At 62.0% G+C, this 18,041-nt stretch carries 17 protein-coding genes and 1 pseudogene; 4 read left to right on the top strand and 14 right to left on the bottom strand.

Annotated elements, in window-relative coordinates; all coding sequences use genetic code 11:
• The coding region (locus CR165_RS22935) for a transposase domain-containing protein (RefSeq protein WP_146202019.1) at positions 1–157 on the top strand (157 nt) is incomplete at its 5' end.
• Between the two features lie 939 nt (positions 158–1,096).
• Entirely contained in the window at positions 1,097–1,720 is a 624-nt protein-coding gene (locus CR165_RS22940; protein ID WP_109519231.1) for a hypothetical protein, read from the top strand.
• A gap of 193 nt (positions 1,721–1,913) precedes the next feature.
• Here CR165_RS22940 and CR165_RS22945 read toward each other — a convergent pair whose 3' ends face one another.
• On the bottom strand, positions 1,914–3,098 hold the full coding sequence (locus CR165_RS22945; RefSeq protein WP_181378329.1) for a VCBS domain-containing protein: 1,185 nt from the start codon (positions 3,096–3,098) through the stop codon (positions 1,914–1,916).
• Between the two features lie 421 nt (positions 3,099–3,519).
• On the opposite strand from CR165_RS22945, the pseudogene CR165_RS22950 reads away from it, so the two are divergent.
• Positions 3,520–3,627: pseudogene (locus tag CR165_RS22950) on the top strand (IS5-like element ISMex42 family transposase); the annotation flags it as partial.
• Positions 3,628–4,275: 648 nt separating this feature from the next.
• On the opposite strand, the gene CR165_RS22955 reads toward CR165_RS22950, so the two are convergent.
• The 4 genes from CR165_RS22955 to CR165_RS22970 all read right to left on the bottom strand — a co-directional run bounded on the left by CR165_RS22955 (position 4,276) and on the right by CR165_RS22970 (position 6,441).
• Complete coding sequence (locus tag CR165_RS22955) at positions 4,276–4,836, bottom strand: helix-turn-helix domain-containing protein (protein ID WP_109519233.1); 561 nt, start codon at positions 4,834–4,836, stop codon at positions 4,276–4,278.
• 327 nt (positions 4,837–5,163) lie between these two features.
• Complete coding sequence (locus CR165_RS22960; RefSeq protein ID WP_109519234.1) at positions 5,164–5,415, bottom strand: hypothetical protein; 252 nt, start codon at positions 5,413–5,415, stop codon at positions 5,164–5,166.
• On the bottom strand, positions 5,396–6,043 hold the full coding sequence (locus CR165_RS22965) for a ParA family protein (protein WP_181378330.1): 648 nt from the start codon (positions 6,041–6,043) through the stop codon (positions 5,396–5,398). Before CR165_RS22965 ends, CR165_RS22960 begins: the two co-directional genes overlap by 20 nt.
• A 149-nt stretch (positions 6,044–6,192) precedes the next feature.
• On the bottom strand, positions 6,193–6,441 hold the full coding sequence (locus tag CR165_RS22970) for a hypothetical protein (protein ID WP_109519236.1): 249 nt from the start codon (positions 6,439–6,441) through the stop codon (positions 6,193–6,195).
• Between the two features lie 428 nt (positions 6,442–6,869).
• Between CR165_RS22970 and CR165_RS22975 the strand changes: the two genes are divergently transcribed.
• On the top strand, positions 6,870–7,826 hold the full coding sequence (locus CR165_RS22975; RefSeq protein WP_109519237.1) for an NYN domain-containing protein: 957 nt from the start codon (positions 6,870–6,872) through the stop codon (positions 7,824–7,826).
• A 123-nt stretch (positions 7,827–7,949) separates the two neighbouring features.
• Here the strand turns inward: CR165_RS22975 and CR165_RS22980 are convergent, their stop codons facing one another.
• From CR165_RS22980 to CR165_RS25495, 9 genes are all read right to left on the bottom strand, one after another.
• On the bottom strand, positions 7,950–8,342 hold the full coding sequence (locus CR165_RS22980; RefSeq protein ID WP_109519238.1) for a hypothetical protein: 393 nt from the start codon (positions 8,340–8,342) through the stop codon (positions 7,950–7,952).
• A gap of 131 nt (positions 8,343–8,473) precedes the next feature.
• On the bottom strand, positions 8,474–9,307 hold the full coding sequence (locus CR165_RS22985) for an HpcH/HpaI aldolase family protein (protein WP_109519239.1): 834 nt from the start codon (positions 9,305–9,307) through the stop codon (positions 8,474–8,476).
• A gap of 78 nt (positions 9,308–9,385) precedes the next feature.
• A complete protein-coding gene (locus CR165_RS22990) occupies positions 9,386–10,363 on the bottom strand; it encodes a Bug family tripartite tricarboxylate transporter substrate binding protein (RefSeq protein WP_181378332.1) in 978 nt (325 codons plus the stop codon).
• A gap of 544 nt (positions 10,364–10,907) precedes the next feature.
• Positions 10,908–11,294: a helix-turn-helix domain-containing protein gene (locus CR165_RS22995; RefSeq protein WP_109519241.1), complete on the bottom strand. Its 387-nt coding sequence runs from the start codon at positions 11,292–11,294 to the stop codon at positions 10,908–10,910.
• Complete coding sequence (locus CR165_RS23000; protein WP_109519242.1) at positions 11,294–11,548, bottom strand: type II toxin-antitoxin system RelE family toxin; 255 nt, start codon at positions 11,546–11,548, stop codon at positions 11,294–11,296. Before CR165_RS23000 ends, CR165_RS22995 begins: the two co-directional genes overlap by 1 nt.
• A gap of 463 nt (positions 11,549–12,011) precedes the next feature.
• Positions 12,012–13,082, bottom strand: a complete 1,071-nt coding sequence (locus CR165_RS24735) for a type I-G CRISPR-associated protein, Cas3-extension family (RefSeq protein WP_146202020.1) — start codon at positions 13,080–13,082, stop codon at positions 12,012–12,014.
• Positions 13,079–16,138 carry a type I-G CRISPR-associated helicase/endonuclease Cas3g gene (gene cas3g, locus CR165_RS23005; protein WP_181378333.1) on the bottom strand — a complete coding sequence of 1,020 codons (3,060 nt, stop codon included), beginning with the start codon at positions 16,136–16,138 and terminating at the stop codon, positions 13,079–13,081. The genes CR165_RS24735 and cas3g overlap by 4 nt, the downstream gene beginning before the upstream one ends.
• Positions 16,128–17,723 (bottom strand): type I-G CRISPR-associated protein Csb2, encoded by a 1,596-nt coding sequence (gene csb2 / locus CR165_RS23010; RefSeq protein ID WP_181378334.1) that lies wholly within the window; start codon positions 17,721–17,723, stop codon positions 16,128–16,130. The genes cas3g and csb2 overlap by 11 nt, the downstream gene beginning before the upstream one ends.
• 1 nt (position 17,724) lies before the next feature.
• The coding region (locus tag CR165_RS25495) for a hypothetical protein (protein WP_219929841.1) at positions 17,725–18,041 on the bottom strand (317 nt) is incomplete at its 5' end.

Raw genomic sequence — 18,041 nt, forward strand, 5'->3', positions numbered from 1 at the left:
GGTGGAGACCTGCAAGCTGAACGGCGTCGATCCGCAGCGCTACTTCACCGACCTGCTGACCCGGCTCGTCAACGGCTGGCCCAACAGTCGCATCGACGAGCTCATGCCATGGTGCTGGGCCAGCGCCAGTGAGCAAACGTCAAGCGCCCCCGCGTAGGGCCTCCAGACAGCGCTTACGCTGCGCCAGTTCCTGCGGACCGATTATCGTGGTCTCGTCACCTTGGTGGCCGAATCAGCGGCGCGAACTCATTCTGCGCGTCCTCACCCACAAGCTGATGCTCCTCGCCGCAACCGCATGAGCCTTTCAACAGAGCAAAGCGGGCTCTAAGAGTACGTTGCTGCTCAATAGATAGAATATAAGGAAAATAAAAATGAATTAAAAAACGAACAGATGGTGCTCGTCCTTATTGCTTCTGGTAATTCTGACCTTCTCATATCCAGTATTTGCTGGTCCATTTTTCGGCTGCATAGTTGAAACAGCCGAGAAGGTGACGCTATCCAAGGCTGCCTCACAGCCCCGCCATATGAGCCTGTTTGAAGGAGCGAGACTAACTTTCGATACCAATACCGGCGCACTACGATGGGGTAGGTCCGACAATATATGGACTATGACCGTAACGCAGAATGGTGGCGCCGAGAATGGATGGAAGGCAGTTCGCATCTATCGAGGCCCTGCATCAACCGCCGTATCTGTTCTCCACATCCAATCTTGGAGGCATCCGATAAGGTTCTACTATATAGATTTCGATGATGACCTGTATCGTGGGACGTGCGCCCATGAATGACACTCAAATAAACCAAATTAACAGCACCTGGACACTTCTAAAAACCTCCTGGGTGCAAATCGTGGCTTGAGCAGGATCAAAGGTTTAGGGTCCACAGAGAGGCTGCGGAAGGGGTTTTTAGAGGTGTCGATCGGATTCTTTAGAATCCGCCAGGGTACTGTAATGAACTCAGCCCCAGATTTATCAATCTGCCGAACAGACGTACTGGTTGAAAAATTGAAAACGGTGGGGCATCCAGCGGTTTGGACGACGCTTCCTTAAGCTGATTGACAACCATCAGCGGGGAAGGGGTACTTCTGACTGGAGATAGAATGTTTGGCTTCACCCGACGCAAGAGCGATCGCTTCGTCTTCAAGAAGTTTGTGCGGGTAATGTCGAAGGGTGATGTCTCTTTCGGCTATTGCCTTGGCCGGCCCGCAATGGTGGCCAGCCGGGACCGGCTTGGTGATGTTCTCAAGCCGATCGAGGAAGTCGATGAATTCTTCCGCAATGTTCTACCGACATCCTATGGCGCCGGCTCTAGCCGAAAATTCTCCGCCTTCGAGCAGGGGCGCCTCTCTCTGTGCGAGGACCTCGTCACGGTAAGGCTGATGCTTGCCACGGGCCCCACCATGAAGAACTCGATCCGGATCGCTCATGTCATCGCCGAGGACGACACTGTCTCTCCGGCGGATGGTTTCCGGTCCTCAGTAAGATGCGCCGCGACGAGGGAGATGGCGGGCGTCTCGATGGACGCTCACGATTGGCGGGAGTTTGGCTTCCTGCTTATGCACGTCGAGCGCTTCGTCTGCGGCTACCTCGGGCTCTTCGATGAACGAGATCTGAATGAAGCTGGAAAGCAGCAGATCGATTTCGGCTACCAGCTGCGCGCACTGAAGCTGGAGGATCCAGGAACATCCAATAAGCGCACTGCTTTCGACCAGTCACAGGCGTGATCGGCTCCAGCACTGCCGCAACGGCGATGCGCAGCCTGGCTCGGCTATGCTGCACTCGGCTGGTCAGGGTCCACATCAGGCACTCCAACTTGGTCTCGAAAACTCGTTGGAGTCACGCCTTCCCTGGCCAGCCAATCCTCATTTCGATCCCGTTTCCAGCCAGCCTCTAGAAAACGAGAAGCATTAAGGGGTGTCAGAGCACGGCGTCGAGGGCGGCGATGCTGATGGAGATGGCCTGCTCCGTGCCGTCCAGACTGCGGATGGTAATGCTGTCGGTCAGCGCCGCATGCGCCACGCCCGGCGTGATCCCTTGCTCGGCATTGCCGGCGAACAGATAGTCCCACCGCCCGGATTCCGCGAGCGTCAACGTGCCATAGGTTCCCTGGTGGATCCCGGCCAGCAGCCCGCTTTCGTCCGTGTCCGGATCGACCACCCGGAGCTCGCCATAGGCATGCGGGCTGGCCCGCTCGTCCAGCCGGGCGCTGGTGCTGCCGAAGAAGCGGGCCGGATCGTTCTGGCCGAGGATCTGGATGGTGACGGTCACCAGGTCCTGGCCGATGGTGCGCAGGGTGAACACCTCCTCTGTTGTCTCGCCGGCACGCAGGGATTGATAAAGGTCGGTATCGGGAGTGAAGGTCCAGAAGCCATCAGACTTCAGGGTCAGGGTGCTGCCATAGCCTTGGAGAACGCCTTCCTCATTCCAGAACCGGGCGTGGAAGATGGCATCCCAGCCGCCGAAGGTAGCGGGGAAGCCAGATTCCAGCGGGTCAATGTCCTGCACGGTGATCAGGCCATGGAGCGGCCCCCGGCTGTCCTCCGAGATCACGCCGCTGGTCAGGCCGGTGATCGTGGCGGGGGTGCCGCTGCTCAGCGGGCGCCCTTCATGCCGGCCCCATTCCAGGTAATGCGCCAATGGGTTGACGCCGGCCGCCGCCACGTCCGGGTTCTGCGCCAGATAGACCTTGGTGATGAACTGGCGCGAGACTGCAAGACCAGCTCGAGCGCCGCTCTCCAGATAATGGTCCAATGGCGAGCCGCCGAGTTCGGCTAGGTCAGGGTTCTGCTGCAGATAGAAGGCGCTGTCGAACAGGGCGTTCGGATCACGGCCTTCAAAGCGGCCAAACTCCAGGTAATGCTCCAGTGGGTTGAGCCGGGCGGCCGCCACATCGGGGTTCCGCGTCAGGTAGAAATCCGTGTCGAACAGCGGCGAGGGGTCGCGCCCTTCCTTCCAGCCATAGGTCAGGTAGTGCTCAACCGGATTGACATTGGCTGCCTGCACATCAGCATTGGCGTGCAGGTAATAGCCGCTGTCGAACAGCGAGCCGGTGGACCTGCCTTCGCGCCAGCCGAACTGCGCATAGTGCGTGTCGGCATTCATGCCTGCGCTATAAACATCCGGATTCCTCATATAGTATATGAGGTCATGGACCAGTGTAGATCCGGTATTGATCAAAATTCCGGATATGGTCACGGCGCCTGGATAGTATATAAGCTCATTTCCGCGGCCGTAATATACCGAAAGTATTCCACTGCTGTAGTAAACGCTATGGCTGCTTTCAAAAAGGCCGCCATCCCAGGACAGAGGTGCCCAGGCATTCTTGCCTCGGCCAATGGTATAATTAGACACGCTTCCTCCATAAGTGGATATATAGGCTTCCTAAATCTACTATGAAGGTTCCGAGTTGGCTATTCACCTTGAGCTCTACCAGAGCTTGATTGTTGTTCCTGTGCCCTGCGCATGATGGAGAGCAGCGGCAATCAGGCTTTACATAAATACGGCCTGAACGGTGTGAGAGCCGCTGATCGAGGAGGTCAGGCCTTACGGCAAGACACCGCCGAAGAAGCTGTGGCGGACGATTTCGGCTATCCTCTGGCGGCATCAGAACGACGCTAAGTGGCACAGCATCCAGCTGGTGTTTGGGAGTGTCTGCTGGGCTTGGTCCAGCACGTTGCCGGGGGAGGATGTCGCCCTCGACCAGCGCCTTGCCCAGCACCTTGGACAGGTCGACCGGCCCCTCGAGGTGGTCAGAAGCCGGAGAGACGAACCCCGTCGTCTCGGCCTCGGTATAGCCGTCCCAGGCCATGGCAGCCGGTCCGCTCAGACACGCTCCCGGGCGGCGGCGAGCGCCGCATGGGCGGCACCCAAGGCGGCCAGGCTGGCCTCGGCCTAGCGCATGCCGGCACGGTCGGCGCTGTCCAGATCCGCTGTGGCCTCCATGACTGCATCCACGCCATTGGCCAGTTGGTCGACTATCTAGCCCAGCTGCGCGCGGATCTCGATGCGCTCGCCCTCCCCTGCCCCGCTCAGCAGATCGGCCACCATGGCCTCCACCTCACGGCGCATCCGGTCGGGTCCAACGGCGCGGCCGGCCAGATCGCCCGGCTTCCGCAGGGGGTCAGGGCGTATTGGCGCGGGGGGTCGCTTCGCGGGGCGGGCGGCCATAGCGGGGCATCTCCATGGTCAGGCGAGGCAGACGCCAACATGTCCTTCCGCTGACCCTATGAGGCGAATGAACAATGAACGAGAGGATTCTGTGCTTGTCTTGTACCTGCCCCTACAAGCCCAGCCTCCGCTCCATCTCCCGCAGCCTCTCGGCCGCGATCAGGGGCGGCGCATGCCCCTCCCAAAGCACTACCTCCCTCTCCCGCTCTTCTTTTGGTTTTACATAAGAATCTGAGGCTGACCGGAAGCCGGTATCAGAACCCCGCCACCTCGCTGGCTCGCGAAACAGGTAGGCGTTCGTCACCTGCACCGCCCTCCCCTCGACCACGGCCCGTCGCGGCACCCGCAGCAGGATGCCGAGGTCCTCCAGCCGATCGATGGCCTGCTGTACGGTAGAGCGCGCCAGCAGCGCCTCCTGGGCGATCTGCGCCAGGGAGGGGTCGCAGGCCCCTGCCCTGCCCCAGCCTCGATTCAGCAGCGTCCACAGCACGCGCAGGCCGGTCTCGCGCAAGGCGCCACCATGCCGGCCGGAGCCGCGGCGATGGGTGGCACGCTCGAGGCGGCGGGCCTCAGTCATGATGGCCCGGCGGGCCGGGCGGCCGAGCTGCTGGCGCTGCCAGGCGGCGACGGACTGGCAGCCGGCACGCGCGGGCCGGCAGTGATGGATAGGCATGGCATCTGCCAGCCCGCAGGACGCAGGTTCCCCACACCGCAAGAGGCTTGCGATTTCATAGGCCAAGGGATACCGTCAGGTTCTCACGCCGTGCCGGCGCCCATGGCGCATGGTGCTTGGAAGGGGGTCGGTTCTGCTTCGGCGGGGCCGGCCCTTTTCTATTTCTGGCCGGCGGGATTGCGCGGCCGGAGAATGATTCCAGCCGCGCCCCAGCATGACAAGCTAATAATTTCAGCGGTTTATGCGTTACAACGGTTCAACCGTGCATGGTTCGAACGCTGGTTTCATGGTTACAACCAAGGTGCATTGTAACCATGGTTGCGTGGTTCAGACGCCCATCTTGTCGAGGTACTGGCGGATGGCCTCGTCCAGGAGAGCCTGCTTCTTTTGCCGCGTCTTGTAAGCCAGCGTCCGCAGCCGCTCGCTGTCAGTGGCCAGGATGCGAATGGTCAGCCCCTCGCGCACGGGGGCGCCGGACGGGGTGACGGCTGGCTCGGGCTTGGGCGGCGCGACCGTGGTCGGAAGATCACTCTTCCGAGCAAGGAGAGAGGCGTCGATCTTAGCGGGCGGTGAGGCCATAACGTTTCCTCCGCGCGAGGCGGTCTGCAAGGTAGGTCCAGAGGTCGGTGATTTCGGCGGCGCTGGCCGATTTGATGTCCAGTTCGCCGGCTGTGCGTCCGTCTGTCATGCTGGCAGCAAAATCCACCCTGTGGTGGATCTCGACCGGCGCCAGGGGGCCATGCTGGCTGAGGGCCTTGATGGTCTCGGTCTTGATCTTGGTCCGGCTGATGGCCTGGTTGACCACGAACACCATCGGCTTGCCGGCTTCCTCCACGATGTCCACCGTGGCGCCGACGGCCCGCAGGTCGTTAGGCGATGGGCGGGCCGGGATGAGCACCAGATCGGCCAGAGCGACAGTGCTGGCGATGCTCTCGGTGATGGCGGGCGGAGTGTCGATGATGCAGAGCGGGACCCCGCCCTCAGCCAGCTTTGCCAGGGTGGCCGCCAGCCCCTCCGGCAGCACCTTCACCAGCGCAGGCGTATCGGAGGTTCGCACGCGGAACCAGCCCGACAAGCCGGCCTGAGGGTCCGTGTCGATGACCGCGACAGGAGAGACCCCCTGCCGCTCGGCCTCGACCGCCAGATGGCTGGTGAGGGTGGTTTTCCCCGCACCGCCTTTCTGGCTTGCCACAACGATTGTCTGCACCACCGCCCCTTTGGTTACATGGTGCGAAGGTTGTAACCACGGTTCGTGCAGGAGTCTATCCGGCCTGTTTGGTTGATTGGTTACAAGGTTGCATGGTTGTAACCATGCTTGCACGGTTTCATGGTTGCGAGGTTACGGCCAGCAGCGCCCTATCCCTCCATCCGCTTCCCCGCCTCGATCCAGTCGCTGTTCGGCGTCCGCTCGGCCGGCCGCCAGTCCACCGGACACACCTGCCCTGCCTCAGTGCCATTCGGATCCGTGGTCCAGCCGCCGCCGGCGCAGTCGGTGGACCAGTGGCAGCGGCCCTCGACGAGCACGCCGTCGGGACCGGGCCAGCGGGCGTTGATCCAGTGGCCGGTGCGGTAGGCGGTGGAGATGGGCTGCCAACCGTTGCTCATATCGTGCTCCTGCGGGTGAGGGTGGCCACTGCCTCGTCACAGGTGGCGCGATCGATCAGGGTCGCGTCCTCGGCCGCTGTGGCCGCCGCGTAGACCTCTTGCTTGCTGCCGGGCTCGGATGCCTTGGGCAATGTCCACAGAGCGCTCCAACGCGTCCTCCGCAGCCTGTGCGTCGCGGCAGCAGGTAGTGGCGGCATCGAGGGCGGCTTGGACACCAGCGGGAGGGAAAGGCAGGTCGTGCCTGTGCGGATGGCCTCGGCAGCCCAGCAGGCGAGGGGCTTGGACGCCTGGTTGCGGCTCAGAGACACGCTGGGGGAGGAAGCTGTTTGCCGAGATGCTCGAATGTTCGGACACTTGGCTACGCCAAATGGCCTTCAAGTCCCTCAAACTGGTGGATCGCAACTGATCCGATATACTGAGCCCGCAGTATGGGAGCCCGGCACTTGCCGCATCGCCTTGCCCTGTATGTCGACTTCGATAACGTGTTCAGCGCGCTCTGCGCCCAGGCTCCAGAAGCGGCGGAGGCATTTGTCCTGGAGCCCGCCCGATGGCTTGCGTGGATTGGAGGCCGGCCCTCTGAGGGTACCGACGGGACATGTTCCTCCGGCCGCATCCTGATCAGGCGCTGCTACTTGAACCCGAATGGCTCGCTGCTCCTGCAGAATGGTGAGCGCGTGTTCTTCGGCAGCTTCCGCGCCAATCTGGTGCGCGCGGGCTTCCAGGTCACCGATTGCCCGCCCCTGACCCGCGGCGGCAAGACCAGTGCCGATATCGTCATGGTCATGGATATGCTGGATGCCATTCACCACAGCACCCACTTCGATACATTTGTCATCGTCTCCAGCGATGCTGACTTCACCCCAGTTTTGCAGCGGCTCCGCGCGCATGACCGGCGAACTGTGGTCGTATCGATAGGCAGTGCTGCCGACGCTTATCGGGCAGCGGCGGACGAGGTGATCGGACCAGAGGTGTTCATCCGGGACGGGCTGGGCCTCATACAAGAGCAGCCTGTTCCGGAAGCGCTTCCGCCTCGATCAGCAGATGCCGGAGAGTCCGGCATGACGCCGCCGGCGTTGCCGGAGGAAGGCACGCTTGAAGCTCCTATGGATCCGGCTGCCACCCGGGAAGCAATCCTGTCTCATATCGCGGCTGAACTCGCTCGGTCGTCCTGGCCTTTGCATCTGCCGACACTGGGTGGCCGGCTGCATAGACAACTGGGGCCGCAGGTGCGGGCGACAGCTTTCGGCGGGGCCGGTACACTGAGGCGCCTTCTGGCCACAGCCGGTGATCCGCATATGGAACTGGTATCAGGAAGTGGCGGAGGCTGGGTGCGAGATCCGGCGCGGCATCGAGTAGCGCCTCTCGATGATGAGGCGGGAGCCTGATCCTCCTGGCGGAGGGACAATCCGCGACAGATCCTCATCCTTTAGCCAGGTGGAACGCTGCTCGAGGTCAAGGAACTGGTGGCATCGGGCATAATGTGCCGTTCAGTCCCCCGACGCTTATCGTCAGATCTTTACAGGGTAATCAGCCAGTTCCGGAACCATTGCCTCGATGACGAAGTCCACGAAAGCAGCAGGCGCATCGAGGAAGAACTCTTTCTCTGAATAGCTGCCGACTGACGCCTCAGTCCCGCCTGCCCGTAGCCAAGCCGCCAAATCTTCCAGGGCGTCTTTCGGCGTCTCACTCAGGAAGGACACCTGCGATCGTAGCTTGTCGGCATCGCGGTGCACTGTGTCGCTGCGGCTGAACTGCAGGTCGACATTGGTTTCGGGCTGGCGCAACCAAACGGCCCGCCCAGTCTGGCGCAGCTCCACGAAGCCAAGCTTTACCTTGAACATCTCAACCACAAGCTCGAAATGCCGGAGGTCGAGGCGGGTGGCGACGTGGTTGAACTTCATGCTGCTATGATTCCAGTCCGCTTGATGCTGCGCAAGGAAGCAAGGCTTTGGAACAAGACGACGAAAATCCATCGTTCAGCAACGCAGAACTCAAGGTGTGATGGATGCCGAACTCCTGCTCAAGCCCGCGATTAGTAGATGCCTCCACTGGGCTGTGGCGTGGATGCTGCTGATGCAGATTGGCCCAGCAAAGCCCGCATAGCGCTGCCGTTGGCAGACAACCAGTTGTAGAGGATGCGTACATCCCATCCGATGCAGAAGTGCTTTACACCCATTTCAATGTACTCGGGCGCACGCTCCAGATCGTGCAGCTCGATGCGCGGATGCAAGCCCTTGCTGAGCGCCAACTCGATAGTGCGGCGTTCGGCCTTCCTGATGTCTGGATGGGCAAACTGACCAGCCAGGCCGATGCTCATGGAATAGTCCGCTGCACCGAACTGGACCATGTCGATCCCTGGAACTGAAAGAATGCGATCAAGATCCTCTACGCATTCAGCCTTCTCCACCATCAGCGCGATGACGACCTGATCGAGAGCCTCGACATAGGAGGGGCGTCCGACTTCAAGCACGGTACCAACATCACGCCTCATTCCGACGCCGAGGCGCCCTCCTTTTCCAGGTGCCTCCGCACGGACGGCTGCAACGCAAGCCCGGGCATCCTCCTCCGTCCGGACGTCAGCGAACAACACGGACTGAAAGCCAGAGCCGATGGCACGCATGGCCTGATGGGTCCACTGCGTCTGTTCGACCTTGATCATGCCCGTAAGCTCCTTGAGCTCAAGAGCGCGGCCGAGGTTATCCAGATCATAGAGGTCGAAGGGCGCATATTCGGCCGTGAACTCGACATAGTCGAAAGCTCCTGCCGCGCCAACCAACTCAACCAGTGTGGGCCAAGTGGAAAGCAGATGCGTGCCCAAGGTAGGCTGGCCCGCTGACAGGAGCTCACGGAGCTTATTGCGTCTCATCTTGCATGTCCTTGCGGTTCAGGCTTGCTGACGTTGACTGGCCGGACAAGCGGACAGCTTTGCTCATCGCTGGGCCGGTTACTCAGGCTTGGCACCTGACATTTTCACAGCCTCGCGCCATTGCTCCGTATCGGAGCGAATGATGGCCTCGAACTCCTCCGGTGTCGTGCCACTCGGAATAAGGCCGATCTTCAGGAGACGGTCGAGATTTTCCGGATCCTGCACCATCTTATTGGCTGCTTCTGAAAGGCGCTTCAGGATGGGCTGGGGTGTACCCCTGGGTGCGAAGAGGCCATTCCAGCCGATGAGCGTCAGCGGCACCTGCTGCTCCTGGAAGGTCGGGATCTCGGCGGAGAGAGGCCAGCGCTTGGTGCCTGTCACGGCCAGGCCGCGCAACAGGCCTTCCCGCATCGGCTGGTCACCGGTGGTGAAGTCAATGATCATCATATCCACGCGGCCAGCAATGAGCTCCTGTACCGCAGCGGAGCCTCCCTTGAAGGGAACATGCAGGAGATCAATTCCCACGGTCTTCGCGAAGAGCTCTGTATAGATGTGGGAGATGGTTCCATTGCCGATAGAGGCATAGGTCAACTCGCCTGGACGCGCCTTCGCGTATTGCACCAGATCCTGCAAGCTTTTCACTGGAAGGCCCGAGCGCACGAAAAGGCAGTTCGTCGACAGGCCGAACTGGGTTATTGGCGCGAAGTCACGCAAGGCGTTGAAGGGAACGCGGCTGTCAAACAGCGGGTTCACCACCAATCCTCCGGCAACGCTGACCAGCAAGGTGTAGCCATCGGCTGGCTGCTTTGCTGCATAGTCAATGCCGATCGCACCGCTGGCTCCACCGCGGTTCTCGATGACGAAGGGCTGCCTGAAGCTCTCACGAATACCGTCGACAACAAGGCGAATGGTGATGTCAGACTGCCCTCCGGGGGGCGCAGGAACGACAATTTTTATCGGACGGTCGGGATAGGAGGAGACGGCATCTGCACGTGCAATCCTGGGTGCCGCCAAGGCAGATGCTGTAGCAAGCATTAGAGTACGACGATTGATCATTCTGTTTTCTCCCAATCGCCGCATTGCTTCTGGGGATGCGGCTTTGATGCGCCTAGGCTACATGCATGACAGATGTGGTGCCATGGGCAGGGACCATAGCCACTTCATCTGTCTGTCCTCTCGCACGCGTAGCCAAGCCGTTGATTGCGCGGCACTTGCCAGAAATATCTCGATTTTCTGGTGATGGGTCTGGCTCAGGAACAGGCGGCCGAACTTGAGAAATTGCAACCCACCCACCTTGTTTGTAGGAGATTTGCAGCGATCGGTACAAAATCTGGTCCTGGGGGCTTCTAGATCAGCCCTGTTCTGAAAAGCGACCATAGGCGGTGATCCGCCGTACCGGCAGCTTCACCATATAGTCGTAAACTTCCGCCCGCAGACTCGCTGAAGAGGTTGCAGAGTGGTGGACCATCAGCGTTACGGTGGGCTGGAAGGGCAGCCACCCACTTCTTCGCAGAAAATCCAGAAGGCGCTTACTGAGCGGAGTGGAGGTGTCCACACTATGGGCACCCCCTGGTTCCCCGCCTTCCGGGCATCAATCCGATCACTCCACCAGTTCGGCCGGCTCCACCCCCAGCACACAGGCGATGGCGATGATGGCCGCCGCTGAGCCCGGCTTCCGGCCACGCTCGATCTCGCCCAGATACACCGCGTTGACGCCGGCGGCTGTGGCGAGCGCCCGGCCACTCATGCCACGATGCTCGCGCCAGATCCGCACCGGGCTTTCCCCGGCCAGGAGACGCTTCACCAGGTCGGCTGGCAGATAGTCAGCGCGAGCAGCTTCCCGTCCCTCGGCAGCTTCCCTTGCCTCCTGCTGATGGAGGGCAGCGCGGTCCATCGCATCCTCCGCTGCGGCCACCAGGCGCTCGAAGTCGATGCGGGACAGGGTGACGGTCTCATCCGTCTCGGTGATTGGCTGGATATGGGCCATCAGTCATAGACCTCCCTGCGATGGCCGATGCGGTCCACCACCACTTCGGCATCCTCGATGCGGAACACGGCACGCCAATCGCCTTGCCTGAGCCGGAAGCGGCCGGGTGGCTCCCCCTGCATGGCGATCACGCTGGGGTGCTGCGCGGCAGGGTCGGCGGCAATGGCTTCCAGCCGCTCCATCATCTGGCCCGCCTCACGCCTGGGCATTGTGCGGAGTGCCTTCACGGCTGAGCGGGAGAAGATCAGCGGCATCAGAAAATGATAGCTAATAGCTTATCATTGTACAAGCTATCAGCTTGTTCATGCGATGATGGACCTGATGCGGGGCATCCCGCAGCGACAGTTCCTATTCACGTCCCGAGAAGCGCTCATGGGCCGTGGGGCGCCGCATCGGCAGTTCCACCTCTCGGCCGTAGATCTCCTGCCACAGGAAGCTCAGCTCCGCCTGGAATCGGAATTGCTCTGTATAGTCCTTATGCTGCATCATCTTGTTCCCACCACTCCTGAATTTTCAAATGGATCATGCAAGATGGAGAGTGATCCACCTGACAGCACCCATTTTATTGTACGGGCCCAATTGAAGGACGGCAGTTTCAGCTTATAAATTTTAAATTTAGGTTCCCTAAACCTGCTGATTTTTGCCAGCGGGCCGAATTTGACATCATGTTCCTCAGAAAAATTCTTCTGATGAAAGCTGAACTGGAAATGACTGTATTTAGGCGGCTTCATCTTCTCTGCGCCAAGCCGCCTTTGAGGAACCAAAGACTTTCGCTCCCTTTTCCAGACGATAGGCCTCAGCCCGGTAGACGGCGGTCACACCCCTGGCGGCCAAATTCGTAGGCTGCACCGAGGCCGTGATGTCGCGCAGGAGGATGAGGCGGCGTGCTGCGGCAAGAGACAGGGCACCGCGCCAGATCGGCCACGACACTTCTACCCGTCCCCCACCTTTCTCAAAGCAGCAGGGCGAGCCCAGCACGACCTCCCCGCGACGCTCTTCGGGAACAGCGGGCCAGAGGGACAATCCGACCAGGGCCAGGAGGTTCGCCAAGCCTTCGAAGCGCATGGGATCGAGGGTGGGGTTCGTCCAGCGGTAGGCGTGTTCCCGCAGGCTTGGCTCGAGGTAGAGCGAAGCCTTCTCGTCCTTCTCGATCCAGGGGCCTTGCAACGTGGCTCGGAGCCGTTCGGCAAGACCTGAGGCAATTTCCTTTCCGCGTTTGGGTACCGGAGGCCGTACCAGCTCCTGCAAGCGGCGGACCGTCAGGAAGAGGTTCTTCTGCTGCGAACCATCAAGGGCGCACCATGGTGGATCAGCAAGCGCCGAGACCGGGGCCAATGTCTTGCCTTCCGGATCAGGAGGACGCTGCTTTCGCCCGTTCTCCGGTTTCTCTACTTTCGTCACACGAGCCGTAGCGTCGCTGGTCAAGGCGGCAAGCAGGTCTGACAGCAGTTCGTCTCCCAACGACTGAGCCTCCAAAAGCGCTTCCCGGTACTCTTCCGGACTCACTTCCTTGATCTTTTTCCTGCCAGGGAAGAGCGCGAGTGGTGCGACCCTGCTTTCCAGAAGGCCGGCCAGACGCTCTTCCAGGGACTGCCCGTCCGGCCTGCCCCATTCCAGCACGGCATGGTGAGGTGGCTGCGTATTCCAGAAGAGCTTGACGCCATCCCCTGCCTCCGTGAGCAGCCTCAGAACACCAAGCGCCGCGAGGAAGCCTGTCAGGGTTTCGCCCTGCAACCCTCCGAGGACCACCTGCGTGTCTTCCCTGGTTCCGGCTTCGGCTGGAATCATGCCCTCTGCTCCACGAAAGGGGATTTGCCCTGATTTCCTGAGAGCCGCATGGCTTCTTCCCTGGAGCGACGCGCATCGGACAGGCGGAGAAGCGCTTCGAGATAGGCCAAGCCCCACCAGCCGTACCTCCCCTGGAGGCGATCGAAAAGGTCTGTCCATCCTGAAGAGGCATCTGCGAGATCATGCCTCACTGCACCGTCGAGCCGGACCTTCTCGCCCGCCAGTTCTGCCATCAGCTGGATCCGGTCAAAGACAGGCTTGGGATCGTCCACCGGATCGAAGAACGGCCGCCCCCGTCCATGATGGGTGCCGACCAGCCAGAGAACCAGATCAGGATCATGGGCCTTTGCCAGTGCCGCGGAACCCCTCAGCATCTCCACCGACCAGCATTCATGGCGCACGTGGTCCGGGAGACCCACTCGCTTGAAGCTGGCGGCCAGGCGGTTCGCACCGCTCTGCCTCAGCACGCTCTTGGCGAGCGGCGGTCTTGCCACTGCCGCGAGGACATCCTCCCCCCTCAGCAATGCCTTGAAGCGCACCTCGGCCTTGCCAACATCGTGCCCTTCTCCGGACAGTCGAAGATCCCCGCATTGTGCCTCTGGCAGCCCCACCCGCCTGCTGGCGTCCGTCACGTCCTGGGCGACGCCTTGACAGTGGCTGCCGAGGGGAACCTGATCCATTGCAAGCAATGCCAGGTCGTCGTCGTCCAGCAAGTCGGTGCGGACATCGACATCTGTCTGGCGTGCAGTTGCCTGGCCTACCAGGACAACACCGCCCAAGGCCGCACCTTCAGGATAGAAGGCAACCTCAGGCTTGGCTCCCAGATGGCGCCGCCCGATGTCCGGGATGGCCCGGAGGAGACGCTCCACCAGGACAGCCTCGCCCTCCTCTTCCGGCTCCCATTCCTTGACCACGGTACGAACCCTGTTCCAGTCGGCCTCTGGAAGCAGCGCCGGATGCAGTCGGATGATGTGGCGGCCGCGAGACCTCAGGATGGCTTCCGCGGCGATGTCACGAACTGCCTGCCCTGGTGCAGCAGGCTCCGGAAGCCAACCGAAGCGGTCGCATCCTCCACAGGCAGAAGGAAGGATAACCGTGTCGCCTGGGCGCAACCTGTCTGCCGGAACCAGCCCTGAACCGTCCTCAACGCGCCTGCCGCGCCAGACGAACACCTCAGGCACCATCGCGGAGTTGCGTGATCTCTGCCGGGCATCCGGAGCCATCTCCACCTCGAGGTCCGAGGCGTCGGCAACCATCGAACAGAGCCAGGAACGGCCGGCGCCAAACGGCAGGGACAGGACCTCGGCTGAAGTGGGTGGCATGGCTGACAGGACGTTCTCGGCGTATCTCCTCCATTCCTCCCCATCCTTGCCCTCCGGCGCATCGGCACGCCAGACCACCTGAATGTCGGCGGATCCCGAAGCAGGTCCGTGCAGCCAGAGTGAGGGACTGGGGTCAGGATAGGGGCGCGGTGAGGTCTGCGCGAAGAGATCCATGATTGAAGACGGGAGGGACGGTGCCGAGGGAGCGGAAGGAGAGGTTCCCTCTGGTGCCGCGCCGACCCGTGCCTGCCCGTCGATGCCCAGATCAAGTGCTCCCTCCGGTGCTTCCAGGCCATCGGGCAAGCCACCGACCAGTTTCCAGAGCCACTGGCGGGTGTTCCATCCTGCCGCACCGTAGACCCGGTCCTGCGCGGCAGGATCGGCTGCCGGGAGGTTGAAGGTGCAGAGGATCCAGGCCTCAGTGTGGCCGAGCTCGCCTGCACGGTCGAGGCGGCCGAAGCGCTGGCGGAGCGAGGGCCACGGCGCCATCTCGGTGACCAGTGCGTCGAAGTCGAGGTCAGCGCCAGCCTCGATGGACTGGGTTCCCACCACGAAAATTGGTTTGTGTAGCGCCTGAGCGCCACGGTCACGTCCTGTACGGATGCGGTCGATGACCCGCCCCGGCGTACCCGATGCCGTGTCCAGGCCAAGCAGCATGTCCCGCTCGAGCGGTCGGCACCGACCCGTCAGCAGAAGCGATCCACCTTGAGCTGGATCATCGCCAACCTCACCGACGCGACGAGACAGGATCTCATGGATCTTCCGGGCCAGCCGTACCCGGTTCACGACGACAGCAACGACCTTCTTGGCCTGGGCACACTCCAAAGCCTTATCGACAAAAGCCTTGGCTTGAGCCTCCAGCCCTCCCGCCGCCGGTACACGGGCAAGACGGGCCATCTTGGTAGCCGCGAAGCGTTGATCCAGGACTGGCACACCGGCACGATCAGGGCCTGTCCGGTCCATATCGAGAGTGAATTCCGAGGCAGGCGCCACACCGCCCACCGGGGTCGCGCTCAGCTGCACCAATGCGTAGGGCAGACCGAGCGGGCTGCTTGCACGACGTCGCAGCCTGCGCACCGCGTCCAGGGTTTGTGCAAAGGGAACGCTGAGGTGGGCCTCGTCGAGCAGGAGCAGGCAGTCCTCACCAAGCAGCCCGGCATGAACCGGAGCCATGCGCGAGGTCACACCGTAGCCGCGGAACAGCAGCCGGGATCCGATCTGATCCACGGTGGACAGGACCACGGTGGGCTGGTGTGCGCTCTCAACCCAGCTGTTGTCGCGGGGCAGGCCTCCGCGAAGGGTGGCCACCTGCAGGGGAACGGCGCCGGACACCCTCATAAGCTTCTGCGCGACAGTGGCCAACACCGCGGCATCGGGGTCTGCAGCCGCCGGCTCCGACAGGGCTTTGGACAACCGTCCCGCGATCAGCTTTGCGCGTTCCCGGGCGTCGTCCACCACCAGCCTGCGGTCCACGACAAAGATGATGCGCATTGGCATTCGCCGCGCATCTTCCTGGAGGTTGAGCGCGAGCGCGAAGACAGCGATGTCGATACAGGCCGTCTTGCCCGATGCTGTGGGAAGACCGCAGAGATCCGGCCAGCCGTGGTCCAGCACCTGGCCGAGCAACCGCTCCTGCCATGGGAATGGTTCCTTGTCCTTGCCATGGATCGCGCGGAAGTAGGCAGAAAAGTCGCTGCGGGTGAGTTTGACCACATGACCGGGATCATTGTTCACTGGCCGACATCTCCATGGCCGAGATTGGGTCAGGTCCATCACCCACGGGGGTCAGGAGACCAAGGCCGTTGTACCGGCCTGCTCCCACGAGGAGGGGCCCTGCCACGGGCGTGTTGAACTCCAGCAGGGCGTGTGTGGACCATCTCTGATTGCCGCCACGGCTCTGGCGGAAGCTGGCGGCGCGAGCAACTCCGGGCATGGGAGATGTCGCGCTGACCTCGACCAGCGCAGGTCTGGGCAGGCCTGACAGCTCGCAGTCCCTAGCCACAAGCTCACGAACCGTGTCCTCGTCGGCATGGCCTGCATTGCGGCGCCCACTGTCAGGACGCCGGGAGAGCAGGATCGGGGTAATGGTCGTCCAGCGGCGGGAAGTTGCGACATATCGTCCGGGACCAAGGCCAGAGGGTGCCCCCTGCCCTGCCTGAAACAGGGGAACTCTGATGCTGTGGCCGTTCCGGTCGAACAGAAAGCTTTCCAGCAGCGGCAGGTTGAAATCCCCACCGCCGTAGATCAGCTCCGACACCATTCGCCATCGCTCGGCATCGGCGCTGTCTGGCATGAGCACCGCGAAGCCGAGCAGGCGCCCGTCAGCGTGCGAATGCAGCACATTGGCAAGCGGGACAATGGCGAGGCGATCGCCTCTCCAGGGTGCGCCATCTTCCGCATGCCCGCTGAAGAAGGGATCCACGGCAAAGGATGCTTCCCCTTCAGATGTTCGAGACACATCACGCAGGCGGCGGACGAGCTCTGCGCGCACTGCCTTGGCGACGGGCTCGGTCTCGACGGAGAGGAATCTCGAGGCCTGCGGCAGGGCAAATGCCGCCCAGACCGGCTTCCAGGGACCTGCGACGACGCCAGCCGAGCGTGCCGCCAGCTCGGAGCGCCTGGCATAGAAGGCGACAGGACCGCGATCTGTTCCCTGCCCTCGTGCATGGAGTTCCCGAAGCCATGCAAGGCGGCCCGGTGCCGCCGTCCGCATGGGCGTGTCTCCCCTGGGATCCGGAATCCAATGAACTAGCTTTCCAGCCTCGGGCAGCTCGGAGGCGTCGACCTCCAGAAGGCGAAGGAAAGCGAAGTTGACGCTGCGGCCGAGGTAGGTGATGCCGGCGAGCAGCCGTTGCAGCGCTACCCGGTGCCGCGCAATGTCATCGCGCCCGACACGCCAGGCGTAGCGGAGGACGGGATGTCGGACCGTGACGCCGGGGAACTCCCGCGACCTGTTCCGGCTTGATGAGTCGGGGAGAAAGTTCCTCGGATCAGCAAGCCCGTCATTCACCGGAACGAAGGACTGCAAGCTCGGCATCCTGTGCCCCTCGCAGGCATGGATCTCCGGAGGACCAAGCGTCTCCAGCCAGCAGACAGCATCTTCTGCAGCGGCAAACCCTGGGTCTCCTGGTGGCATCTCGTGCAGGGCAGCGACATGCGCGCTGAAGCAGCGCCCCCAGTGCAACGGCCATTCCGCCTGCGACCGGTCATCCTTCGTGGCGGCCATGATCCGGTCGGATACGAAGCGGGCCTCGATGACGAGCGGGACATCAGCGCCTCCTGATCGGGAGGCCCCGTCATGGCTGGAGACGGCCTGCACCTTACTCCTCCTCGTCAGCGTCGGGCTCGGCGTTCCGCGAACGAACAATGGCGTCTGTCAGCTGCGGAGCAGGCCTGAGGGTCAGTTCGGCAGGACTACCCCATTGCAGCCCCGTCTTCTTGAGGTCTGCAACCGCCGCCTTGAGCAGCGCGTGTGCGCCTTCGATATCGATGTTCAGCGTCGTCACATCCTGACCAGCCCCCATCAACTGGTCCGGGCAAGATTTTAGTGGAGCATGGTCAGAGGCGGCGGCGATGAGCCATTGGAACCGGGGTGGGGCACGGGTCTGGCCCTTTCCGGCATGATCACCTCCGGTGC

Origin of the sequence: Teichococcus aestuarii (assembly GCF_003116135.1) — a bacterium.
Lineage (GTDB): Bacteria > Pseudomonadota > Alphaproteobacteria > Acetobacterales > Acetobacteraceae > Pseudoroseomonas > Pseudoroseomonas aestuarii.